Source organism: Nocardioides antri (assembly GCF_008373765.1).
In the GTDB taxonomy this organism is placed as follows: Bacteria; Actinomycetota; Actinomycetes; order Propionibacteriales; family Nocardioidaceae; genus Nocardioides; species Nocardioides antri.
Map to the genome: position 1 here is coordinate 2,501 of NZ_VUJW01000007.1, position 23,872 is coordinate 26,372.

19 protein-coding genes, 1 tRNA gene and 2 rRNA genes (1 of these 22 only partly in view) are annotated in these 23,872 nt (G+C 69.3%); 12 read left to right on the top strand and 10 right to left on the bottom strand.

All coding sequences use genetic code 11. The features are described from left to right. The 3 genes from F0U47_RS12910 to F0U47_RS12920 all read left to right on the top strand — a co-directional run. Positions 1-2,714, top strand: a 23S ribosomal RNA gene (locus F0U47_RS12910) (it extends 413 nt beyond the left edge of the window). A gap of 188 nt (positions 2,715-2,902) precedes the next feature. Beyond that, positions 2,903-3,019 (top strand): 5S ribosomal RNA (gene rrf, locus F0U47_RS12915). Between the two features lie 128 nt (positions 3,020-3,147). Further along, positions 3,148-4,059, top strand: a complete 912-nt coding sequence (locus F0U47_RS12920; RefSeq protein WP_149750898.1) for a tetratricopeptide repeat protein — start codon at positions 3,148-3,150, stop codon at positions 4,057-4,059. Between the two features lie 11 nt (positions 4,060-4,070). Here F0U47_RS12920 and F0U47_RS12925 read toward each other — a convergent pair whose 3' ends face one another. Further along, entirely contained in the window at positions 4,071-4,727 is a 657-nt protein-coding gene (locus F0U47_RS12925) for a hypothetical protein (RefSeq protein ID WP_149750899.1), read from the bottom strand. Positions 4,728-4,784: 57 nt separating this feature from the next. On the opposite strand from F0U47_RS12925, the gene F0U47_RS12930 reads away from it, so the two are divergent. Together F0U47_RS12930 and F0U47_RS12935 are read left to right on the top strand one after the other, a co-directional pair. Further along, the gene (locus F0U47_RS12930; protein ID WP_149750900.1) at positions 4,785-5,693 is read left to right on the top strand and encodes an alpha/beta fold hydrolase; all 909 of its coding nucleotides are present in this window, start codon (positions 4,785-4,787) and stop codon (positions 5,691-5,693) included. Positions 5,694-5,865: 172 nt separating this feature from the next. Then, positions 5,866-6,375 carry a DUF3145 domain-containing protein gene (locus tag F0U47_RS12935; protein ID WP_149750901.1) on the top strand — a complete coding sequence of 170 codons (510 nt, stop codon included), beginning with the start codon at positions 5,866-5,868 and terminating at the stop codon, positions 6,373-6,375. 78 nt (positions 6,376-6,453) lie between these two features. Here F0U47_RS12935 and F0U47_RS12940 read toward each other — a convergent pair whose 3' ends face one another. The 6 genes from F0U47_RS12940 to F0U47_RS12965 form a co-directional block, all read right to left on the bottom strand. Further along, complete coding sequence (locus tag F0U47_RS12940; RefSeq protein ID WP_149750902.1) at positions 6,454-7,902, bottom strand: acyl-CoA carboxylase subunit beta; 1,449 nt, start codon at positions 7,900-7,902, stop codon at positions 6,454-6,456. 7 nt (positions 7,903-7,909) lie between these two features. Then, the gene (locus F0U47_RS12945; protein WP_223162767.1) at positions 7,910-9,166 is read right to left on the bottom strand and encodes a beta-ketoacyl-[acyl-carrier-protein] synthase family protein; all 1,257 of its coding nucleotides are present in this window, start codon (positions 9,164-9,166) and stop codon (positions 7,910-7,912) included. Between the two features lie 2 nt (positions 9,167-9,168). Next, entirely contained in the window at positions 9,169-9,417 is a 249-nt protein-coding gene (locus F0U47_RS12950; RefSeq protein WP_149750904.1) for an acyl carrier protein, read from the bottom strand. Positions 9,418-9,457: 40 nt separating this feature from the next. Continuing rightward, entirely contained in the window at positions 9,458-10,483 is a 1,026-nt protein-coding gene (locus F0U47_RS12955; protein WP_438362068.1) for a beta-ketoacyl-ACP synthase III, read from the bottom strand. After that, complete coding sequence (locus tag F0U47_RS12960; protein WP_149750905.1) at positions 10,480-11,676, bottom strand: acyltransferase domain-containing protein; 1,197 nt, start codon at positions 11,674-11,676, stop codon at positions 10,480-10,482. Before F0U47_RS12960 ends, F0U47_RS12955 begins: the two co-directional genes overlap by 4 nt. Positions 11,677-11,754: 78 nt before the next feature. Then, entirely contained in the window at positions 11,755-12,915 is a 1,161-nt protein-coding gene (locus F0U47_RS12965; protein WP_149750906.1) for a PucR family transcriptional regulator, read from the bottom strand. 138 nt (positions 12,916-13,053) lie between these two features. Here F0U47_RS12965 and F0U47_RS12970 point away from each other — a divergent pair, with 138 nt between their 5' ends. Next, positions 13,054-14,016, top strand: coding sequence for an alpha/beta fold hydrolase (locus F0U47_RS12970; RefSeq protein ID WP_149750907.1), 963 nt, complete (start codon positions 13,054-13,056; stop codon positions 14,014-14,016). Between the two features lie 9 nt (positions 14,017-14,025). On the opposite strand, the gene aceE is transcribed toward F0U47_RS12970, so the two are convergent. Next, the gene (gene aceE / locus F0U47_RS12975; RefSeq protein WP_438362070.1) at positions 14,026-16,764 is read right to left on the bottom strand and encodes a pyruvate dehydrogenase (acetyl-transferring), homodimeric type; all 2,739 of its coding nucleotides are present in this window, start codon (positions 16,762-16,764) and stop codon (positions 14,026-14,028) included. A gap of 206 nt (positions 16,765-16,970) precedes the next feature. Between aceE and F0U47_RS12980 the strand changes: the two genes are divergently transcribed. From F0U47_RS12980 to F0U47_RS12995, 4 genes are all read left to right on the top strand, one after another. Beyond that, positions 16,971-17,399: a DUF3052 domain-containing protein gene (locus F0U47_RS12980; protein ID WP_149750909.1), complete on the top strand. Its 429-nt coding sequence runs from the start codon at positions 16,971-16,973 to the stop codon at positions 17,397-17,399. A gap of 90 nt (positions 17,400-17,489) precedes the next feature. Further along, positions 17,490-19,106, top strand: coding sequence for an AMP-binding protein (locus F0U47_RS12985; protein ID WP_149750910.1), 1,617 nt, complete (start codon positions 17,490-17,492; stop codon positions 19,104-19,106). After that, a complete protein-coding gene (locus F0U47_RS12990; protein WP_149750911.1) occupies positions 19,103-19,576 on the top strand; it encodes a peroxiredoxin in 474 nt (157 codons plus the stop codon). The genes F0U47_RS12985 and F0U47_RS12990 overlap by 4 nt, the downstream gene beginning before the upstream one ends. A gap of 201 nt (positions 19,577-19,777) precedes the next feature. Next, a tRNA-Val gene (locus tag F0U47_RS12995) sits at positions 19,778-19,849 on the top strand. A 30-nt stretch (positions 19,850-19,879) separates the two neighbouring features. Here F0U47_RS12995 and F0U47_RS13000 read toward each other — a convergent pair. Continuing rightward, positions 19,880-21,010 (bottom strand): acetate/propionate family kinase, encoded by a 1,131-nt coding sequence (locus F0U47_RS13000; protein WP_149750912.1) that lies wholly within the window; start codon positions 21,008-21,010, stop codon positions 19,880-19,882. Between the two features lie 89 nt (positions 21,011-21,099). Next, positions 21,100-21,828 (bottom strand): hypothetical protein, encoded by a 729-nt coding sequence (locus tag F0U47_RS13005; protein ID WP_149750913.1) that lies wholly within the window; start codon positions 21,826-21,828, stop codon positions 21,100-21,102. A 176-nt stretch (positions 21,829-22,004) separates the two neighbouring features. Here F0U47_RS13005 and F0U47_RS13010 point away from each other — a divergent pair, with 176 nt between their 5' ends. Continuing rightward, positions 22,005-22,238 carry a cation transporter gene (locus tag F0U47_RS13010; protein ID WP_246159610.1) on the top strand — a complete coding sequence of 78 codons (234 nt, stop codon included), beginning with the start codon at positions 22,005-22,007 and terminating at the stop codon, positions 22,236-22,238. Between the two features lie 53 nt (positions 22,239-22,291). After that, entirely contained in the window at positions 22,292-23,740 is a 1,449-nt protein-coding gene (locus F0U47_RS13015) for an MFS transporter (RefSeq protein ID WP_149750915.1), read from the top strand. Positions 23,741-23,872 lie beyond the last annotated feature (132 nt).

Sequence of the window (23,872 nt, forward strand, 5' to 3'; positions counted from 1 at the left end):
TAGCCCCGTAGACGTAAGACGATGACTCCGTGAGTGTTTCCCAAGTAACATGCCACTCCTGGAATGGTGTGTGAATCTGGCGGGACCACCCGTTAAGCCTAAATACTCCTCGATGACCGATAGCGGACCAGTACCGTGAGGGAAAGGTGAAAAGTACCCCTGGCGGGGAGTGAAATAGTACCTGAAACCATGCGCCTACAATCCGTCAGAGCCCTTTGGGGTGATGGCGTGCCTTTTGAAGAATGAGCCTGCGAGTTAGCGGTGTGTGGCGAGGTTAACCCGTGTGGGGTAGCCGTAGCGAAAGCGAGTCCGAACAGGGCGGTTGAGTCGCATGCTCTAGACCCGAAGCGGAGTGATCTATCCATGGGCAGGTTGAAGCGCCGGTAAGACGGCGTGGAGGACCGAACCCACTTCAGTTGAAAATGGAGGGGATGACCTGTGGATAGGGGTGAAAGGCCAATCAAACTCCGTGATAGCTGGTTCTCCCCGAAATGCATTTAGGTGCAGCGTTGCGTGTTTCTTGCCGGAGGTAGAGCACTGGATAGCCGATGGGCCCGACCAGGTTACTGACGTTAGCCAAACTCCGAATGCCGGTAAGTGAGAGCGTGGCAGTGAGACTGCGGGCGATAAGGTTCGTAGTCGAGAGGGAAACAGCCCAGACCATCGGCTAAGGCCCCTAAGGGGCGGCTAAGTGGAAAAGGATGTGGAGTCGCAGTGACAACCAGGAGGTTGGCTTGGAAGCAGCCACCCTTGAAAGAGTGCGTAATAGCTCACTGGTCAAGTGATTCCGCGCCGACAATGTAGCGGGGCTCAAGCCGCCCGCCGAAGCCATGGCATCCACACATCAACCCAAGCCCAGTCCCTTGTGGATGGCGGTTCAGGGGTGTGGGTGGGTAGGGGAGCGTCGTGTGTCGGGTGAAGCCGCAGAGTGATCTAGCGGTGGATGGCACACGAGTGAGAATGCAGGCATGAGTAGCGAATCACGGGTGAGAAACCCGTGCGCCGAATGATCAAGGGTTCCAGGGTCAAGCTAATCTGCCCTGGGTAAGTCGGGACCTAAGGCGAGGCCGACAGGCGTAGTCGATGGACAACGGGTTGATATTCCCGTACCGGCGAAATGGCGCCCATGACGAGCCCGGTGATGCTAACCACCCGAAGCGCCCGCGACCGATCCCTTCGGGGTGAGGAGCGGGTGTGGAGCGTGGGATCCGATCCGGTAGTAGTCAAGCGATGGGGTGACACAGGAAGGTAGCCCAACCACGCCGATGGTAGAGCGTGGGTAAGCATGTAGGACGTGACCTAGGCAAATCCGGGTCACCGCCGCGAGGCAAGTCTGAGATGTGATGCCGACCCCTTTGGGGGGAAGTGGGTGATCCTATGCTGTCGAGAAAAACCTCTAGCGAGCCATGAGCCGCCCGTACCCCAAACCGACTCAGGTGATCAGGTAGAGAATACCAAGGCGATCGAGACAACCATGGTTAAGGAACTCGGCAAAATGCCCCCGTAACTTCGGGAGAAGGGGGACCCGGAGCGTGTACCCACTTGCTGGGGAAGCGTGAAGGGTCGCAGAGACCAGGCCCAAGCGACTGTTTACTAAAAACACAGGTCCGTGCGAAGTTGTAAGACGATGTATACGGACTGACTCCTGCCCGGTGCTGGAAGGTTAAGAGGACGGGTTAGCGCGCAAGCGCGAAGCTCAGAATTTAAGCCCCAGTAAACGGCGGTGGTAACTATAACCATCCTAAGGTAGCGAAATTCCTTGTCGGGTAAGTTCCGACCTGCACGAATGGAGTAACGACTTGGGCGCTGTCTCAACCATGGACTCGGCGAAATTGCACTACGAGTAAAGATGCTCGTTACGCGCGGCAGGACGGAAAGACCCCGGGACCTTTACTATAGTTTGGCATTGGTGTTTGGTTCGGCTTGTGTAGGATAGGTGGGAGACTGTGAAGCCCCGACGCCAGTTGGGGTGGAGTCAACGTTGAAATACCACTCTGGTCGTACTAGATGTCTAACCTAGGGCCATGATCTGGTTCAGGGACAGTGCCTGATGGGTAGTTTAACTGGGGCGGTTGCCTCCTAAAATGTAACGGAGGCGCTCAAAGGTTCCCTCAGCCTGGTTGGCAATCAGGTGACGAGTGTAAGTGCACAAGGGAGCTTGACTGTGAGACAGACATGTCGAGCAGGGACGAAAGTCGGAACTAGTGATCCGGCACCACCATGTGGAAGGGGTGTCGCTCAACGGATAAAAGGTACCCCGGGGATAACAGGCTGATCTTCCCCAAGAGTCCATATCGACGGGATGGTTTGGCACCTCGATGTCGGCTCGTCGCATCCTGGGGCTGGAGTAGGTCCCAAGGGTTGGGCTGTTCGCCCATTAAAGCGGCACGCGAGCTGGGTTTAGAACGTCGTGAGACAGTTCGGTCCCTATCCGCCGCGCGCGTAGGAAACTTGAGAAAGGCTGTCCCTAGTACGAGAGGACCGGGATGGACGAACCTCTGGTGTGCCAGTTGTACCGCCAGGTGCAGGGCTGGTTAGCTACGTTCGGAAGTGATAACCGCTGAACGCATCTAAGCGGGAAGCACGTTTCAAGATGAGGTTTCCCCACCCCTTTGAGGGTGTAAGGCCCCCAACAGACTATTGGGTTGATAGGCCGGAGGTGTACAGCAGCAATGCCCAGCCGACCGGTACTAATAGGCCGAACACTTGCCACACAAACCCCCAACACAACCAACAAACACGTTGGCACGTGCACCAGGGTCACTGTGTCCAGGCAATGACAACACACAACAACAACGACGACACCGTCACACCGCAAACAACGCGTCCACAATCCAACCCCACCCACCCCACACCCCCTCCAAGGGCGGCCACGGGACCGGGCAACAGGGGTTCATAAAGTTACGGCGGCCATAGCGACAGGGAAACACCCGGACCCATCCCGAACCCGGAAGTTAAGCCTGCCAGCGCCGATGGTACTGCAACCGCGAGGCTGTGGGAGAGTAGGACGCCGCCGGACATACTTTGGTAGAGGCCACCCCTCTGGGGTGGCCTCTACTCTATTTCGACTACGCTGCCGAAACGGCTGCGAGGCCGTCCGAGGTCGGCGTGGTCGCGAGTTTTCCCATCTGAAGAGAGTGAGTCGTCGTGGCAGAGCAACGACGGAACAAGCCGGGCGCATCCGGATCGGGTCGCGCCGGCGGACAGCGCCGTACGACCGGCGGATCCGGCCGCGCCGGGGGCCGTCCGCGCACAGGCGCCGGTGACGACAAGCGTCGCGACGGCCGTTCGGCCGGTCAGCGCCGTCCGGACCACGCCAAGGGCGCCCCGTCGCGATCAGCGAAGGCGGCCCCCACGGAGCGCACCGCCTCGCAGCAGGTCTACGACGGTCCGCCGCTGCCGGACGAGATCACCGGCAAGGAGCTGGCGGCCGACGTCCGGGCGCAGCTGAGGAGCCTCCCGGAGAAGCTGGCCCAGCGGGTCGCTCGCCACCTCGCTGCTGCGGGTGCGGTGATCGACGAGGACCCGGAGACGGCGTACCAGCACGCCCTGGCGGCGCGGAGTCGCGCGCCGAGGCTGGCGGTCACCCGCGAGGCGGCGGGTGAGGCGGCGTACGCCGCTGGTCACTACGCGGAGGCGCTGGCAGAGCTGCGCGCGGCGAAGCGGATCAACGGCGCGACGGCGTACCTCCCGATCATGGCGGACTGCCATCGTGCTCTGGGCAACGCGAAGCGTGCGATCGAGCTGGCGAAGAGCCCGTCGGTCGCGAAGTTTTCCGCCGCGGCGAAGGCCGAGATGACCATCGTCGAGGCTGGCGCTCGACGCGACCTGGGTCAGTTCGACGCTGCCCTGCGCACCTTGGAGCTGTCTCCGCTCAACAACAAGAGCCGCGAGTCCTGGGTGGTGCGCCTGCGCTACGCCTACGCCGACACCCTCGAGCAGGCAGGTCGCGAGCGCGACGCCCTGTCGTGGTTCCACCGGACGAACGCGATCGATTCCGAGGAGATCACCGACGCCTCGGACCGCGCGGCGGCGCTCGAGCGGCGGCTGGGGGACTGAGCGAGAGCGGCTCAGGCGTTCTCGCCCTGGCGGTCCTTCTTTTTCTTCTCGTCCTTGGGCTCGTCCTGCTCGTCGTCGCCGGGGCGGTCCCCGGTCTCGTCATCAGGCTCCGGGGTTTCCTCGACGGTGCCGGGAGTGTGGTCGGCGAAGCTGAGGGTCGCGCCCTCCAGGCCGGCCTCCTTGGTGCCGGACCGGATTCCCTCGCGGAACGAGATCTCGATCCTCCCGATCTCGACCGTCGCCGGCTGGTCCGCTGACACCACCAGGACGATCGAGTCGCCGTCGGAGAACTCGGCGTCCTCGGGGTCCACCAGCTCGGGGCACCAGCCGCTCGCGTCGGTGGTCACGCTGAGTGAGCCGTCATGGCAGACCTGGGGCGTCACCTCGACGTCCCCGTCGGCCTCGACGTCGACCGCGACCTCGGAGATCGTCAGTGTGCGCCCGAAGTCGTCGCCCACGGCCAGCATCCCGACGTAGACCTCCTGACCGACGACGCCCTTCGCTTCGGCGGTGCGGTCGGTCGTGGGCAGGTCGTCGGGGGTGCGGAGGAACCAGACGACCCATCCGACGACGAGGATGACCGCGCCGACGATGGCGGCGATCCGCCACATCTTGGAGCGCTTCGCGGGCTGCGAGCGCCGCGGGACCTCGAGCGAGCTGGACGACATGGTCGAACCTTAGGACACGCAGGTCGCTTGCGAGGGGCACGTGTCAGACTCGGCGCCATGCTGCGCCGCGAGCCACCCCGCCGACCCACCCTCGAGGGGAACGTCGCCGTCCGCGAGGGACGGCGGCTGAGCTTCGCGGAGTACGGCTCGCACCGTGGGCCTGCGATCGTCTGGATGCACGGCACGCCGGGCGCCCGGCGCCAGATCCCGCTCGATGCGCGGGCGTACGCCGAGGAGCACGGTCTGCGGATCATCGGCATCGACCGCCCAGGGATCGGGTCGTCGACGCCGTACCTCTATCCGAACGTGCTCGACTGGACCGCTGACCTGGAGCTGCTCCTCGACGCGCTCGGGATCGACGACGTCCGGGTGATCGGGCTCTCCGGAGGCGGCCCGTACGCACTCGCAGCCGGAGCCGGCCTGCCCACCCGCGTGCGGGGCGTCGGCGTGCTCGGCGGGGTTGCACCGACTCGCGGGGACGACGCCGTCGACGGCGGCGTGATCCAGCTAGCGGTGCGCTTCGCTCCGCTGATCTCCGTCGGTCGGGTGCCGCTGGGCGTCGCGCTCACGACGGCGATCCGCACGGTCAGGCCGCTGGCGGGCGCGGGGCTCGACCTCTACGCGCGGGTCCAGCCGCCCGGCGACCGCAACCTGCTGTCGCGTCCGGAGTTCAAGGCGATGTTCCTCGACGACCTCCTCAACGGAAGCCGGTTCCAGACCTCGGCCCCGCTGGCCGACCTGGTCCTCTTCACGCGGGAGTGGGGGTTCCGCCTCGCGGACGTCAAGGTCCCGGTGCGGTGGTGGCACGGCGACGACGACCACATCGTCCCGTTCCGGCACGGGCAGCACGTCGTCGAGCGCCTCCCCGACGCCACGATGTCGGTGATCGACGGCGAGAGCCACCTCGGTGGTCTCGGGATCGCCGCTGCGGTGCTCAGCGAGCTGATGGCGCTGGATTCGATGTGATTTCCGCCCGGCCGCGCTGACTACTGGTGCGCAGGCGCCTCATGGGTCACAATAGGTGTCATAACAACACATGTGTCACTTCGCTCCTACGGGATCGTCCTGACCTCCGAAGAGAGTCCGCTGGGGAAGGCGTAGCTCGCGCCGGAGGAAAGGCAGATCGAGGAGAGTCGTGGTGACCACGAGCAACAGTGCAACCAGGGGCGTTTTCTACGTCCACTCTGCGCCGTCCGCGTTGTGCCCTCACATCGAGTGGGCCGTGGGCGGCGTCCTCGGCGTGCCCGTGAACCTGAACTGGACGCCGCAGCCAGCGCAGTCGGGGTCCTACCGCTGCGAATTCTCCTGGTCCGGCAAGGCGGGATCGGCGGCCGCGATCGCCTCGGCGCTGCGCGGCTGGCTCCACCTGCGCTTCGAGGTGACCGAGGAGCCCACGGCGTCGACCGAGGGCGCGCGGTTCTCGTCGACGCCCGACCTCGGAGTCTTCCACGCCGTGACCGGCATCCACGGCGACATCATGATCCCCGAGGACCGGCTCAAGGCCGCCGTGGTCCGCGCCGCCCTGGGCGAGACCACGATCGAGAACGAGATCGACAAGCTTCTCGGCAAGCCCTGGGACGACGAGCTCGAGACGTTCCGCTACGCCGGCGAGGGCGCTCCCGTCCGCTGGCTCCACCAGGTCGTCTGACGCACGTCGAGGCGCTCTTGTCTCCAAGAGCCGGCTCGAGGTGTTCTGCCGGCCTGATCTCGCGCCTGTCGGCGAGGATCAGAGGGGGATGTTGCCGTGGTGGCCGCGGCGGACGCCCTCGGTCTGCACTGCGTCGGTGATGGCGCGCGCGATGGCGGAGCGGGTGACGTCGGGCGCGACGACCTCGTCGACCACGCCGATCTCGACGGCCTTGTCGACGCCGCCGGCGATCCGCTCGTGCTCGGAGGCGAGCTCCGCCTCCACCCGCGGGCGGAGGTCAGCGGAGACCTCGGCGAGCTTGCGACGGTGGAGGATCCGAACGGCGGCCAGCGCGCCCATCACCGCGACCTCGGCGCCCGGCCAGGCGAAGACCTTGGTCGCACCGATCGAGCGGGCGTTCATGGCGATGTAGGCGCCGCCGTACGTCTTGCGGGTAACCAGGGTGACCCGCGGAACGACGCACTCGCCGAAGGCGTGGAGGAGCTTCGCTCCGCGGCGTACGACGCCGTCCCACTCCTGGCCGACACCGGGCAGGTAGCCGGGCACGTCGACGACGACCACCAGGGGCACACCGAACGCATCGCACATCCGCACGAAGCGCGCCGCCTTCTCGGCGGAGAGCGAGTCGAGGCACCCACCCAGCCGGAGCGGGTTGTTGGCGACGACGCCGACGGTCCGGCCCCCGAGGCGGCCGAGCGCGGTCACGATGTTCGGCGCCCACCGTGCGTGCAGCTCCAGCATGGTGCCGTCGTCGACGAGGCCCTCGATGAGCGGGTGGACGTCGTAGGCCCGCTTGGTGTTCTCGGGGAGGTGGTGCGCGAGGTCGCGGTCCTCGACGTGGTCGAGCACCAGGCTGCCCTGCGAGCCGAGCAGGCCGGCCAGGGTGCGGGCACGGCCCAACGCCTCCTCCTCGGTCTCCGTGACCACGTGGACGACGCCGGAGCGGCGACCGTGCGGCTCGGGGCCACCGAGCCGCAGCATGTCGACGGCCTCACCGGTCACCGACCGCACGACCTCGGGGCCGGTCACGAAGATCCGGCCCTCCGGGCCCAGGATGACGATGTCGGTCATCGCGGGACCGTACGCCGCGCCGCCTGCAGCGGGGCCGAGCACGACCGAGATCTGGGGGATGACCCCGGAGGCCTGGGTCATCACGTGGAAGATCCGGCCCACCGCGTGCAGCGACAGGACGCCCTCGGCGAGGCGCGCCCCGCCGGAGTGCCACAGACCGATGATCGGGACCCGGTCGGTCAGGGCGCGGTGGTAGGCGTCGACGACCACCCGACAGCCCTCGTCGCCCATCGCTCCGCCCATGACGGTCGCGTCGGAGCAGAACGCCACGACCGGCGTGCCGTCGACGGTGCCGACAGCGGCGAGCATCCCGGAGTCGTCGTCGGGGCTGATCAGCTCGAGGGTGCCGTCGTCGAGCAGGGCCGTCAGCCGGTGGACGGGGTTGCGCGGGTCCTCCGCGCGCGGCAGCTTGGCCGGCTTCGCCGGGACGTCGGGACGATTCTCGAGGGCAGTCATCAGCGCACTATCCGTTCGATCCGAACGCGACGGCGACGTTGGCGCCGCCGAAGCCGAACGAGTTGTTGAGGCCGACGATGTCGCCGAGCGGGAGGTCCCGCTGCTTGGTGGCGATGTCGAGGTCGACCTGGGGGTCGAGGTCGTCGAGGTTGATCGTGGGCGGCGCCAGCCGGTGGTGCAGGGCCAGGACCGTCGCCACCGCCTCGAGCGCACCCGCGCCACCGAGCAGGTGGCCGGTCATCGACTTGGTGCTGGTCACGACGACGTCGGTCGCGTGGCCACCGAGCGTGGCGTGCAGCATCAGCGCCTCCGCGACGTCGCCCTGCGGCGTCGACGTGGCGTGCGCGTTGACGTGAGCGACGTTGGCGGGGTCGATGTCGCCGTCGGCGAGCGCGCGGAGGATGGCCCTCGCGCCGCCGCGTCCCTCCGGGTCCGGCTGCGCGATGTCGTGGGAGTCCGCGGTGATGCCGGTGCCGAGCACCTCGGCGTAGATCCGGGCGCCGCGCGCAAGCGCGTGCTCCTCCGACTCCAACACGAGCGCGCCGGCGCCTTCACCGAGCACGAACCCGTCCCGGCCGGTGTCCCACGGGCGCGACACGGTGGTGGGGTCGCCGGTGTTCTTCGACAGCGCCATCATGTTGGCGAACGCGGCGACCGGCAGCGGGTGGATCGCTGCCTCGGTGCCGCCGGCCAGCACGACGTCGGCGCGGCCGAGCCGGATCTGGTCGGCCGCGAGCGCGATCGCCTCGTTGCCGGACGCGCACGCCGACACCGGGGTGTTGACGGCGGCGCGCGCGCCGATCTCGAGGCTGATGGTGGCCGCCGGGGCGTTGGCCATCAGCATCGGCACGGCGAGCGGCGAGACCCGGCGGGGTCCCTTCGCCAGCATGGCGTCGTAGTTGCTGAGGAGCGTCTGCACTCCGCCGATGCCGGACGCCATCGCGACACCCACCCGGTCGCCGTCGAGCTCGCCCGCCTGCTGCGGCACGTCGAGGCCCGAGTCCTTCCAGGCCTCCATCGCCGCGATCAGGGCGAACTGCGACGACCGGTCGAGTCGGCGCGCCCGGATCCGGTCCAGGATCTCGGTGGGCTCGACCGCCGCCGTACCGGCGATGCGGACCGGGAGGTCCGCGAACGCAGGGTCCTCGATCGGGCGCACGCCGGACTCGCCGGCGAGCATCCGGTCCCAGGTGGTGGCGGTGTCACCGGCCAGCGGGTTGGTGGTGCCGAGGCCGGTGACGACGACGCGGGTGCGGGCGGTCACGATCAGGCAGCCGCGCTGGCGCGCTCGATGTAGGCGACGGCGTCGCCGACGGTCTTCAGGTTCTTGACCTGGTCGTCGGGGATGGTGACGCCGAACTTCTCCTCGGCCTCGACGACGACCTCGACCATGGAGAGCGAGTCGACGTCGAGGTCGTCCACGAAGGACTTGTCGAGCTGGACGTCGTCGGCGTCGACGCCGGCGACCTCGTTGACGATCTCGGCAAGGGCTGCGCGGATCTCTTCGGTGCTCATCTGTTCTCCTGCTTCATCTACTGGGTTGGGGGTGGGTGGTTCAGGGGACGGTGACGACCTGTGCCGCGTAGGACAGGCCGGCGCCGAAAGCGACGAGGAGGGCGACGTCACCCGACTTCGCCTCGCCGTCGCGGATCATGCGCTCGAGGGCGAGCGGGATGGAGGCCGCGGACGTGTTGCCCGCGTCGATGATGTCGCGGGCGATCCGGACGTGGGCCGGGAGCCGCATCGCGCGGGCCATGGCGTCGGTGATCCGGTTGTTGGCCTGGTGGGGGACGAAGCAGTCGAGGTCGTCGACGGTCACGCCGGCCCGGTCGAGGGCCTGCTGCGCGACCTTGGCCATCGAGTACGACGCCCAGCGGAAGACCTCGTTGCCCTGCATGACCAGGTGCGGCATCACGGGCTTCTCGGAGGCGAGGACATCGCGCCAGTCCTCGCGGGTGCGGATCAGGTCGAACTTCTCGCCGTCCGAGCCCCAGACGACCGGGCCGATCGCCGGAACCGTCGACGGTCCGACGACGGCAGCGCCGGCGCCGTCGGCGAAGATGAACGCCGTCCCGCGGTCGGTGGTGCTGGTGATGTCGGAGAGCCGCTCGACGCCGATGACGAGCACGTAGCGGGCGCTGCCGCCGCGCACCAGGTCGGACGCGAGCGCGATGCCGTGGCAGAAGCCGGCGCAGGCGGCGGAGATGTCGAACGCCGCGGCCTGGTCGGTGCCGATCTCGTGGGCGACGGCCGTCGCTGCGGACGGCGTCTGGAGCAGGTGGCTGACGGTCGCGACGATCACGCAGTCGACCTGGCGCGGGTCGACGCCCGCCTGCTCGAGCGCCCCGCGGGACGCGGCCACCGACATGGCGATGACGGTCTCGGAGTCGTCGGCGAACCGGCGGGTCTTGATGCCCGACCGCTGCTGGATCCACTCGTCGCTGGAGTCGATCGCCTCGACGATCTCGGCGTTCGGCACCAGGCGTGCGGGGCGGTAGGCGCCGATACCGAGGATGCCGGCGTACGCCGCGCCCTGCTCGGTGTGCAGCGGGCGGCCGGTCGTGCGGTCGGAGCCCGTCACGCCGCGCCCTCGGGGTGGAGGCGCAGCAGCGGCTGACCGGGCGCGACGAGGTCGCCGTCCTCGACGAGCCACTCGACGACCTGGCCGCCGTGCGCCGAGGTGACCTTGATCCGGTCGCGGAGGCTGGCGACGTCACCGATCGGGACGCCGGGGGCGAGCAGGTCGGCGGCGGCCGCCTGCTCGTCGCGGTGGAACACGCCCTTGACCGGCGAGACGACCATCCGCCAGGTGGGAGAGGTCTCCATCGGCGACTGCTCGGCGTGCTTGTCGCAGAACGCGCGGGCGTCGTCGAGCTGGTCGGGGGAGTCGAGCGCGAACGTCTCGACCGTCATCCCGAGGCCGCGGAAGTAGCGCTTGGCGATGCCGGTGAGCGTGCCCGCCGGCGGCATCTCGAGGATGCCGGTGACACCGAGGTCGGCCATCGACTCCAGGCACAGGTCCCAGCGCACGGGACGGGCGATCTGGCCGACGATCCGGCTCAGCACCTCGGCCCCGTCGTGGACGACGCTGCCGTCCCGGTTGGAGATCACCCGGGTGCGCGGGTCGTGCACCGAGACGGAACGAGCGAGCCCGGCCACGTGGTCCACCGCCGGCGCCATGTGTGCGGTGTGGAACGCACCAGCGACCGAGAGCGGACGCAGCTTCGCCTTGGGGGGAGGGTCTGCGGCGAGCGCCGCGAGCTGCTCCATGGTGCCGGCGGCGACCACCTGGCCGGGCCCGTTGTCGTTGGCGGCGACCAGCCCGTGGCGCTCGAGCGTGTCGAGCACCTCTTGGCGGTCCCCGCCGAGCACTGCGGTCATCCCCGTGGGCGTGGCCTTGGCGGCAGCGGCCATCGCCTTGCCCCGCTCGCGGACCAGCACCATCGCCTGCTCGGCGCTGATCACTCGCGCGCCGGCCGCTGCCGCGATCTCACCGACGCTGTGGCCGGTGACAGCACCGAGCTTCGTGTAGGCGTCGGCCGGGTGCGGGAAGAGCTCGAGCGCGGCGACCAGGGTCGCGCCGACGAGCAGCGGCTGTGCGATCGCGGTGTCCCGGATCTCTTCCTCGCCCGCCTCGGTGCCGTAGTGGGCGAGGTCGAGACCGGCGACGGTGGCCAGCCAGTCGAGCCGGGCGGCGTAGGTCGGGTCCTCCAGCCAGGGGCGGAGGAATCCAGGGGTCTGTGCACCCTGTCCGGGGGCAACGATCACGAGCACAGATCCAGCGTGCCTCGCCAGGCGGCCCGATCGCGCCTCCGACGCTGACGAACTCGCCCCCGGTGGTTTGTGGGATCCCTACAAACGACCCAGGGCGAGCGCCAGCTGCAGGGTGAGCGCGTCGCGGGGCCGGGACGGCGTCAGCCCGGTCAGGTCCGCGACCTGGCCGAGCCGGTAGCGGACCGTGTTGGGGTGGACGAAGAGCGCCCGCGCGGTCGGCTCGATCGCCGCCCCGTGGGCGAAGTACGCCGACAGCGTGTCGACCAGCGTCCCGCGCGCCTGGGCCAACGGCTCGAAGACGCGCTCGACAGCCTCCATCCGCGCCCACTCGTCACCGGCCAGGATCCGCTCGGGAAGCAGGTCCTCGCTCAGGACCGGACGTGGAGCCTCCGGCCAACCGACCGCGGCGCGAAGCCCGGCGCTCGCGGCCTGGGCCGACAGGTAGGCGTGACCGAGGTCGGCGGCCACCGGACCCACCACCACCGGTCCCTCGCCGAAGTGGGCGACGATCACTCCTGCGGCCTTCTCCGGGTCGCTCACACCACCCAGGATCACCACCAGGCGATGGCCTTGAACGGCGCCGAGGGCGTCCATCCCGGCCGCCTGCGCGGCATGGCGTACGGCGTCGACGACACCCGCCTCGCTCTGTCCGTCGGGGACCGCGCCCAGCACGACGGCGACGTTTCCGCGCGCGCCCCAACCGACCGCACTGGCCCGGGAAAGCACGTCGTCGTCGGTCTCGTCCCGGAGGACGGCGTCGACGACGAGCGCCTCCAGCCGGGCGTCCCAGGCGCCGCGCACCTCGGCGGCGCGCGCATAGACCTCGGCGGCGGCGAACGCGGCCTCCCGGCCGTAGCGGAGGACCGCGTCGCGCACGTCGGTGAGGTCCTCGGGGTCGATGATGCTGTCGAGGTTCTGCTCGACGACGTCGAAGCTGAGGCGGAGCAGGTCCACCGTCTGGTGCAGCGTGATGATGCCGGCGAGGGCCCGGGGGGCCGGCGCGAACAGCGACGCCTCCCGGGTCTGGCTGAAGGAGAGCGAGGCTCCCTCCTGCTTGTACCAGTCGATGAAGTCGCGGATTCCGGCCTGCACGATCAAGCCGATCCAGGACCGCTCCTCGGCGCCGAGCTCGGCGAACCAGGGGAGGTCGGACTCCATCCGGGTCGTCGCAGCGGTGCTGAGCCGACCCGACGCTCCGCGGAGCTGACGGACGATGCGCGTCCGCGGGTTCGGGGGCATGCCCAGAGCCTACGGATCGTCCCGCCCCTACCGGGAGGGGTGCGTGATCAGGGATTTACAGGCGGTGCCTGTCTCGGTCCGGAGCGCGCGTGGTTGAATCCTTCACCTGCGTTTGGCCATCGGGCGAGGGGGAGCACCATGCCGAAGGACGCGACTGCGCCGGGAGACGTCCAGTTCGTCACCGTGCACGGCAAGCGACGGGCGTTCGTGAAGACGGGGTCAGGGCCGGTGCTGCTGCTGCTGCACGGCCTCGCCTGCGACCGCACGACCTGGGACCGGGTGATCCCGATCCTGGCCAAGAAGTACACGGTGATCGCGCCGGACCTGCTCGGGCACGGTCTCTCCGACAAGCCCCGTGCCGACTACACCCTCGGCGGCTACGCCAACGGGATGAGGGACCTCCTCACCATCCTGGGGATCGACAAGGTCACCGTCGTCGGCCACAGCTTCGGCGGCGGCGTGGCGATGCAGTTCGCCTACCAGTTCCCCGAGCGCACCCAGCGGCTGATGCTGGTGTCGAGCGGTGGCCTGGGCTCCGAGGTGACGCCGCTGATCAAGCTGATCCAGGCCCCGGGCTGGGAGGGGCTGATGCGGGTCCTGACGATGCCCGGCATCCGGCACCTCGAGACCACGACCCTGCGCGCGCTCTCGTCGCGCGGCGGGCCCCTCCGCAAGTACACCCGCGACCTCCACGAGGCCGCCACCATCGTCGAGTCGTGGCGGGATCGCCACACCCGGTTCGCGGTCCGGCACCTGGTGCGCGCGGTCATCGACTGGCGCGGCCAGATCGTCACGATGTCCGACCGCGCCTACCTGAGCGAGTCGATGCCGATGGCCGTCGTGTGGGGGAGGGACGACCAGGTGATCCCGGTCCGGCACTCCAGCAACGTGGCAGCGCTGGCACCGAACGCATCCGTCACCGTGCTCCCCGACAGCGGGCACTTCCCGCACCGCGACCACCCGGAGGAGTTCGCCCGGTTGCTCGACACGTTCGTGTCGTCGAGCGCGCCGTCGGTCTACAACCGTGCGAAGTTCCGCCGGATGCTGCGCCGGGGCACCGCGGAGGCGCCCACCACGCTGGTGAGCGCCGACACCGCCTGAGCGGGTGACTCAGGCGTCGCCGCCCTCCTGGAGGACACCGGAGACCGCGGTCGGGTCGTCGATGCGGTACTGCGTGAACGCCTTCTCCACCACCGCGCTGTCGATCTCGCCGGCGTCGGCGAGCGCCTGCAGTGCCTGGACGACGACCGACTGCGCGTCGATGTGGAAGAACCGTCGCGCCGCCGGGCGGGTGTCGGCGAAGCCGAACCCGTCGGCGCCGAGCACCCGGTAGTCCTCCGGCACCCAGCGGGCGATCTGCAGCGGCACCGCGCGCATGTAGTCCGACACCGCGACCACCGGCCCCGAGGAGCCGGCCAGCCGCTCGGTGACGTACGGCGTCCGCGAGGTCTCGGAGGGGTGCAGCAGGCTCCACTCCTCGGCCTCGACGGCGTCGCGGGCGAGCTCGTTCCACGAGGTGACCGACCAGGTGTCGGCCGCCACGCCCCACTCCTCGCGCAGCATCCGGGCCGCGTCCTCGATCCACGGCACCGCCACGCCCGAGGCGAGCAGCCGGACCCGCGGGCCGTCGCCGTCCGCCGTACCGATCTGGTGGATGCCGCGCAGGATGCCGTCGACGTCGACGCCCTCGGGCTCGGCCGGGTGGCTCACCGGCTCGTTGTAGACGGTGAGGTAGAAGATGACGTCCTCTCCCTGCCCCTCCGGGCCGCCGGTGCCGTACATCCGCTCCAGGCCGCTCCGCATGATGTGGGAGATCTCGTAGGCGTAGGCCGGGTCGTAGTGCACGACCGCCGGGTTGGTCGCCGCGATGAGCGGCGAGTGGCCGTCGGCGTGCTGCAGTCCCTCGCCGGTCAGCGTGGTGCGTCCTGCGGTCGCGCCGATGAGGAAGCCGCGGGCGAGCTGGTCGGCCATCGCCCAGATCGAGTCGCCGGTCCGCTGGAAGCCGAACATCGAGTAGAAGATGTAGAACGGGATCATGTGCTCGCCGTGCGTGGCGTAGGCGGAGCCGGCCGCCGTCGCCGAGGCCATTGCCCCGGCTTCGGAGATGCCCTCGTGCAGCATCTGGCCCTGCGGCGACATCTTGTACTGCAGCAGCATGTTGCGGTCGACGGACTCGTAGGTCTGGCCGGCCGGGTCGTAGACCTTGGCCGAGGGGAACATCGCGTCCATGCCGAACGTGCGGTACTCGTCGGGCGCGATCGGCACGATCCGGTGGCCGATCTCCGGGTCCTTCATCCAGTCCTTGAGCAGGCGGACGAGTGCCATCGTGGTCGCGATCTTGTTCTTGCCCGAGCCCTGCTTGAGCTCGGCGTACGCCTTGTCGCCGGGCAGGGTCAGCGGCGTCGAGCGGACCACCCGGCGCGGCAGCGAGCCCCCGAGCGAGCGCCGACGCTCGAGCATGTACTCGATCTCCGTGGAGTCCGCACCGGGATGGAAGAACGGCGCGGTGCCCGTCTCCTCGTAGGTCGACTCGAGCTCACGGTCGGAGATCGGCAGGTAGAGCCGGTCGCGGAACTTCTTGAGGTCCGCCATCGTCAGCTTCTTCATCTGGTGGGTGGCGTTCTTGCCCTCGAGGGCGTCGATCGTCCAGCCCTTGATGGTGTGCGCCAGGATGACCGTCGGCTGACCCGTGTGCTTGGTCGCGGCGTCGAACGCGGCGTACACCTTGCGGTAGTCGTGGCCGCCGCGCGGCAGCTTCTCGATCTGCCGGTCGCTCATGTGCTCGACCATCTTGCGCAGCCGCGGGTCGGGCCCGAAGAAGTGCTCGCGGTTGTAGGCGCCGTCCTCGACGGAGAACGTCTGGAACTGGCCGTCGGGCGTGGAGTTCATCTGGTTGACGAGCACCCCGTCGACGTCGCGGGCGAGCAGCTCGTCCCACTCGCGGCCCCAGATGACCTTGATGACGTTCCAGCCGGCTCCGCGGAAGTTCGCCTCGAGCTCCTGGATGATCTTGCCGTTGCCGGTGACCGGGCCGTCCAGCTGCTGGAGGTTGCAGTTGATGACCCACACCAGGTTGTCGAGCTCCTCGCGGGCGGCGATCCGGATCGCGCCGAGCGACTCCGGCTCCGCCATCTCACCGTCGCCGAGGAACGCCCACACCGACTGCTCGCTGGTGTCCTTGATGCCGCGGTTCTGCAGGTAGCGGTTGAACCGCGCCTGGTAGATCGAGTTGATGGCCGTGAGGCCCATCGACACTGTGGGGAACTCCCAGAAGTCCCGCATCAGGCGGGGGTGGGGGTACGACGGCAGGCCCACGCCGACGCCGTGCTGGACCTCCTGCCGGAACCGCGAGAGCTGCTGCTCGTCGAGCCGGCCCTCGAGGAACGCGCGGGCGTAGATGCCGGGGGAGGCGTGGCCCTGGATGTAGACCTGGTCGCCACCGCCGGGGTGGTCCTTGCCGCGGAAGAAGTGGTTGAAGCCGACCTCGTAGAGGCTCGCGGACGACTGGTAGGTCGCGATGTGGCCGCCGACCTCGAGGCCCTTGCGGTTGGCGCTGGAGACCATGACGGCGGCGTTCCAGCGGATGAACGCGCGGATCCGGCGCTCGACGTCCTCGTCGCCGGGGAACCACGGCTCGCGCTCCGGCGGGATCGTGTTGATGTAGTCGGTGCTGCGCAGGGCGGGCACGCCGACCTGCTTCTGCCGTGCGCGCTCGAGGAGTCGGAGCATGACGTAGCGGGCGCGCTCGCGGCCGCGCTCGTCGAGGAGCGCGTCGAACGAGTCGATCCAGTCCTGCGTCTCGTCCGGGTCGATGTCCGGGAGCTGGGTCGGCAACCCCTCGTGGATCACCGCCGGGGCGGGCTGGCTGGGGGTGTTGGCAGTGGGGTCTGCGTCTCCGGTCACCCCGCCATCGTGGCACCTAACAGGCGCCTGGAAAATCTACCCAGCGGTAGCCTGCCGGCGGACGACGCCTTGCGTCGCTGCGCCAACTCCGCTGGACTACTCCCACACATCGGGGATCGACCCCGGCGAAGGCAAAAGACTGGAGGACACCCGTGAGCGCGACCGCGGACGGCGGGACCGATTCGAGCGGACCCGCTAGCCGGCTCGGATTCAAGGCGGGCATGGTCGTCCAAGAGCTCGGGTGGGACCAGGACACCGACGACGGGCTGAGGATCGCCATCGAGGACGCCATCGACGGCGACATGGTCGACAGCGACTACGGCAACGTCGTGGAGGCGGTCGTGCTGTGGTGGCGCGCCGAGGACGGCGACCTCGTCGACGGGCTGTTCGACTCGATCACCGACCTCGTCGGAGGCGGCACGATCTGGCTCCTCACGCCGAAGGTCGGCCGTCCCAACGCCGTCGACCCGGCCGACATCGCCGAGGCGGCGCCGATCGCGGGGCTCGCCCTGACGACGACGGCGTCGGTCAGCGCCGACTGGGTGGCGACCAAGCTGATCGCGCCGAAAACCGTCGGATGACGCACGCTGCGTTGTCAGCCGACGACAAGGCTCGCGCCATCTCCTGAGCACCCTCCAGCAGACCCCGGCCGACGTTGTAGCGTCGCTCCCATGGGATCGAAGTCCTCGCGGGTGCGCGACGCCGCCGTCAGCCTGAAGACCCTGACCGCGGCCGGCATCGTCCGGCCCTACGGTCCGCGCACGCTCGCCGGCATGGCGAGCACGCTCCGAAAGTGGGGGACCACGCCGGCCGGCGGGTTCAAGACGCTGGCGCTCCGCAACCCCGACGGGGTGGCGATCATCGACGAGCGGGGCAGGGTCACGTTCGGCGAGCTGCACCGGCGTACCAACGCACTCGCGCGCGCCCTCGAGGCACGCGGCGTCGGTGAGGGCGACGGCGTCGCCATCATGTGCCGCAACCACCGCGGCTTCATCGAGGCATCGATCGCCGTCAACAAGCTCGGTGCCGACGTGCTCTACCTCAACACCGCGTTCGCCGGCCCCCAGCTGGCCGACGTCGTCGCCCGTGAGGAGCCCCGCGTCGTGGTCTACGACGAGGAGTTCGCCGGACTGCTCGAGACCGTCGACATCGCCGAGCGGGTGATCGGCTGGACCGACGGCGACGCCGGCGAGGACACCATCGAGGGGTTGATCCGCTCCGCGGACTCGGACGCCGACCTGACGCCGCCGTCCCACACCTCGCGCACGATCATCCTCACCTCCGGCACGACCGGCACCCCGAAGGGTGCGCCGCGTCCGCAGGGCGGCATCCCGGCCGCGGTGTCGCTGCTCTCGCGGATGCCGTTGAAGTCCGGGTGGACCTGTCACATCGCCGCGCCGCTCTTCCACACGTGGGGCTTCGCGCACTACCAGCTGGCGATGCTGCTCGGCACCACGATGGTCCTGACCCGCAAGTTCGACCCCGAGCACGCCCTCGAGCTGCTGGCCGACAACGAGTGCGACTCGTTCGTCGTCATCCCCGTCATGCTCCAGCGCATCCTGGCCCTCCCGGACGAGGTCCTCGACCGGCACCCGCTGCCGCGGCTCAAGGCCGTGGCCTCGTCGGGCTCGGCGCTGCCCGGCGACGTGCCGACCCAGTGGATGGACCGGTACGGCGACAACCTCTACTCCATCTACGGGTCGACCGAGGTCGCCTGGGCGAGCATCGCCACTCCCGAGGACCTCCGAGCCGCGCCCGGCACGGCCGGCGGCATCCCGCACGCCACGGTGGTGAAGATCATCGACGCCGACGGCAAGGAGGTCCCGACCGGTGAGTCCGGCCGGATCTTCGTCGGCAACGACCTGCAGATCGAGGGCTACACCGGCGGCGGGACCAAGGAGGTCGTCGACGGCCTGATGTCGACCGGTGACGTGGGCCGGTTCAAGGACGACGGCCGGCTCTACGTCGAGGGCCGTGACGACGAGATGATCGTCTCCGGCGGCGAGAACGTCTTCCCGAAGGAGGTCGAGGACTGCATCTCCCGCCTCGACGGGGTCGCCGAGGTCGCCGCGATCGGCGTCGACGACCCGGACTACGGCAAGCGGCTGCGGGCGTTCGTCGTCTGCGCGGACGGTGCCGACCTCTCGGAGTCCGACGTCAAGGACTGGGTGAAGTCGAACCTCGCCCGCTACAAGGTGCCGCGCGAGGTCGTCTTCCTCGACGAGCTGCCGCGCAACGCCACCGGCAAGGTCCTCAAGCGCGAGCTCGCCGAGGTGGACGCTTCGTGACCGACGCCGGTCTGGCACTCGGCGGTCCCGCTCCCGACTTCACGTTGCGGGACCAGTTCGGGCAGGACGTCACCCTCTCGTCGTACCGCGGGACGAAGGCGGTCCTCCTGCTCTTCTACCCGTTCGCCTTCAGCAACGTCTGCACGGGCGAGATGAGCGCGATCCGCACCCGCCTCGACGAGTTCCTCACCTTCGACACCGAGGTGCTCGCGATCTCCTGCGACCCGATCTACGCGCTGCGGGCGTGGTCCGACGCGGACGGGCTCAACTTCCCGCTGCTGAGCGACTTCTGGCCCCACGGCGAGGTGACCCGCTCCTACGGCGTCTTCAACGAGAACGACGGGGGAGCGCTGCGTTCGTCGTACGTCGTCGACCGGGACGGCAACCTCGCCTGGGCCGTGCACCACGCCCTCGCCGACGCTCGCGACATCGACGAGCACCTCAAGCAGCTGCGTGCCGCCGCGGACTGACCGGCGGAGGGGCGGTCGGACAGCGTCTAGTCCTTTCGGATCATTTTGCTTGCTTTCCCTTGGTCCGCCGTTTGCCTGTCGCTAGAGTTCCACTCGTTGAACCGCTGGTGACCCGAGACGCCAGCGGTTCGACTTGTTTTCAGGCCGACCACCATTGCAGGTGGTCCGATGCCGGACGGTAGGCTCACGGCCGCTGAATCCGGGCGTATAGCTCAGCGGTAGAGCTCCTGCCTTACAAGCAGGCGGTCACAGGTTCGATCCCTGTTGCGCCCACCGGTCCGTGCGGGGCTGGCCCTGGCCGGGTCAGTCGCCGACCAGCTCTGCGACCTTGCGGGCGATGGCCAGCTCCTCGTTCGTCGGTACGACGACGACCGCGACCCGCGACGACGGCGCGCTGATCACCGCGGGGCCTCCGCCGGCCTCTCGGTTGCGGTCGGCGTCCACCTCGATGCCGAGCGCGTCAAGCCCGGCCAGCGCGTCCTCGCGCAGGCGCGCGACGTTCTCACCCACGCCGCCGGTGACCACCACGGCATCGGCGCCGTCGAGCACGGCGAGATAGGCACCCACGTACTTGCGGATGCGATGGCAGTAGACGTCGTAGGCCAGGCGGGCTCGGTTGTCTCCCGCGTCGATCGCGGCGACGAGGTCGCGGAAGTCGTTGGTGCCGGCGAGGCCCTGGAGGCCACTGCGGTGGTGGAGGAGGTCGTCGAGCCGGTCGGCGTCGTAGCCACCGTGCCGAAGGAGATGGAGCAGGACGCCCGGGTCGAGGTCGCCGCCCCGGGTGCCCATGACCAGGCCCTCCAGCGGCGTGAGGCCCATGCTGGTCTCTACCGGCCTGCCGTGTCGTACGGCGGCGGCGGACGCGCCGTTGCCGAGGTGCAGCGTGACCTGGTCGATGTCCTGGAGGTCGCGGCCGAGGACCTCGGCGGCGCGCCCGGCGACGTACTCGTGGCTGATGCCGTGCATGCCGAACCGGCGGATGCCCTCGGCGCTCGCGACGTCGTGGTCGATCGCGTAGCTGGTCGCGACCTCGGGAAGGTCGGTGAAGAAACCGGTGTCGAAGACGGCAACCTGGGGGAGGTCCGGGTAGGCGGCCAGGGCGCGCCGGATGCCCTCCACGGCGGGAGGGTTGTGGAGCGGCGCGAGCCTGCCCAGGTCCTCGATGTCGACGAGCACGTCCTCGTCGAGGAGTGTCGGACCCGTGTGGCGCTCTCCGCCGTGGACGACGCGGTGCCCGACGGCGGTCAGCCCATCGGAGAGACCGGCGGCGCCGATCGCCGCGACCACCTCCCGGAAGGCGGCGTCCCAGCCGCCACGGTCGATCCGCTCGACGTGGTCACCGAGCAGCTCTTCACCTGACGGGAGACGGACGACCTGGTACTTCAGGGACGAGGAACCCGCGTTCAGGACGAGGACCACCTCGGATCGGGTCATGGAACGACCTTACGAGCATTGCTGAGGCGACCGCCGGTCGCCGGGCTCCACCTGGGTCACCCCGCATGAGCTCCTGAGACCGGATGACGTCACTGGTTGGTTCCCTGGTGCGCCCACCGACCGGAGAGCTCCGCCGCCCCGGGACGGGGAGCTCCGTCGTCCTGGAACAGCGTGGGGTGTGCCGCCTCGACCCTCCGCCACCGCCGCCCCTGGTCGACCATCAGCAGGGCGAACACTCCGACTGCGACGACCGTGGCTCCGACGCCGATCAGCGGCGGCTCAGAGGTGCGGCCGACCTGGGCGACCAGCGCGTACAGCACCCCTGTCACGACCGACGTCAGGGCCGCGACCGCGGTTGCGGCGTGCGACATGTGGTGCCAGCGGCTGTGCTGCTGGCCCGCCTGCCGCATGACCGCGTGGGGGTCGTCGCCGGCCGGAAGCAGCCAGTACGACACCGCGGCCGGCTCGATGGTGAAGTAGAACGCCCGGATGCGGCCGATGGCCCGGGCGTAGAGCGCGTCCTGGACGGTGAGGTCCGCGAGTCGCACGTAGGTCGTCAGACCGAGCGCGAGAACCGCGGGGAGCAGGGAGAGGGCGAACACGGTGAAGGTGCGCCCGAGCCCCTCGAGCTCGGCCACCAGCGCAAGGGCGACGACGGCGCCCGTGAGCGCGGCGAGGAACAGCTGGCTGCGACCGTTCGCCTCGAGCACCGTCGAGGATCGCGCTGACTGCAGGGTGTAGTGCTCGGTCGTCAGCGCCGACAGCAGCGCGGGATTCGTGGTGGTGGCGCCCTGGTCGTTGCCTTCGGTGGGGTTCATCACTGCTCCGTGGGTCTCGTGGCTTGGCGACTCGAGCCCGACCTTGTCGGTGACCGCTGTCCGACGGCTGTCCCGGTGATGTCGGTCCGAGCCGGGACAGCCTCCGGACAGGACGACCTCGGACAGTTGCTGCGTCAGAACCCGCATCGACCAAGGAGAGAGCAGCAGTGAGCCAGATGACCTTGTACGTCGGCGGCATGCGCTGCCGGCGCTGCGTTCGGGAGGTCACCGCACGGTTGCGGGACGTCCTCGGGGTGGAGACGGTCGCCGCCGACTCCGGATCCTCCACCGTCCGCCTCAGCGGAGCGATGACCGTGGAGGACGTGCTCCGGGCGTTCGTCGGGATGACGTACGAGCCGAGGGTAGTGGCCAACAGCGACGGGACAGGAACCGGACAGGCCCGGCGGTGACGCTCCTGTCACGCAGCCGATCCCGGCTCGCTTGTCACAGAGAAGGGCACACCATGTCGTCGCAGACACCTGCCGCGGAGACCCGGAGCAGCCGACGCTGGCTCGCGCTCGGGCTCATCGCCACAGCTCAGTTCATGGTCATCATGGACACCTCGATCATCGGGGTAGCGCTGCCGGAGATGCAGCACGACCTCGGTTTCACTCCTCAGGACCTCAGCTGGGTCTTCAATGCGTACGTCGTCGCGTTCGGCGGACTCCTGCTCCTCGGCGGCCGGCTCTCCGACCTCTTCGGCGCTCGCCGCGTCTTCGCCACCGGCTGGGCCGTGCTGGCCGTCGGTTCGCTGATGGCCGGACTGGCCGGCAACGTGGCGGTCGAGCTGACCGGTCGGGCCGTCCAGGGCGCAGGTTCCGCGCTCATCGCGCCGGCGGCGCTGACGCTGTTGTTCACGATCTTCGGCGCGACCCCGCAGGAGCTGACCAAGGCCCTCGCGTTGTACGGCGCGGCCGCGCCGGCGGGCGGCACCGCGGGTGTGTTCCTCGGCGGCGTGCTCACCGAGTACGCGTCGTGGCCGTGGGTGTTCTTCATCAACGTGCCCCTGGCGGTGGTCGTGCTGCTGCTGACGCCGTCGGTGATGCCCGCCGGCGCCACCCAGCGAGGCTCGCTCGACCTTGCCGGCGCCGTCACGGTCACGGTCGGTCTCGCCGCCGTGGTCTTCGCCGTCGTCCGCGCACCGGAGGCGGGATGGACCTCGGGCTCCACCCTGCTCGCCGGCCTGGGCGGCCTGGTCCTGATCGCGGTGTTCGTGCTGCTGCAGGCCCGGCTCCGGCAGCCGCTGATGCGGCTGGGGATCTTCAAGGCGCCCAACCTCGCCGCCTCGAACGGTGCGCAGTTCCTCCTGGGTGCGGCCTGGATCCCGATGTTCTTCTTCGTGAACCTCTACCTGCAGCAGGTCCTGGGCCTCGGCGCGTTCGCGAGCGGCGCGGCTCTGCTCCCGCTGACTGTCACCATCATGGTCGGGATGATCGCGGTCGCTCCGCGCCTCATCGCGCGGTTCGGCCCGAAGACGATGACCGTGACGGGGCTCGCCACGCTGGCCGTCGGGCTGGTCTGGCTGTCGCTGATCGATCCGAACGGCAGCTTCGTGGTCGACGTGCTCCCCGCGTCGCTCGTCACCGCCGCCGGGATGGCGATGGCCTTCATCCCGTCGCTCGGGATGGCGCTGTCCTCCGCCGCGCCGGAGGAGGGTGGCCTGGCCGCAGGCATCGTCAACACGAACTACCAGGTCGGCTCGGCTCTCGGCCTGGCAGCGATGACGGCCGTGGCGGCGGCGTTCGGTGCGGACCGCGCCGGAGACGTCGTCGCGCTGACCGACGGGTTCTCCGCCGGCCTCCTCGGCGCGGCCGGGATCGCCGTACTCGGCGCCGTGGTGGCCGCCGCCTGGCTGCGGACTCCGCCCGTCCCCGCTGCGGAGATCCCGCAGGACGAGCCCGCAGCCGCCTAGAGGTCCCGTCGGCACCCGACCGGTGCCGATGACCCCAACCCCGCGCTCCGGCGAGGCATCCCCCCTCGCCGGAGCGCGGTTCCACGTGCCGGCCCGCACGGCCGGGACGCGGTGAACCTCAACATCGGCGCT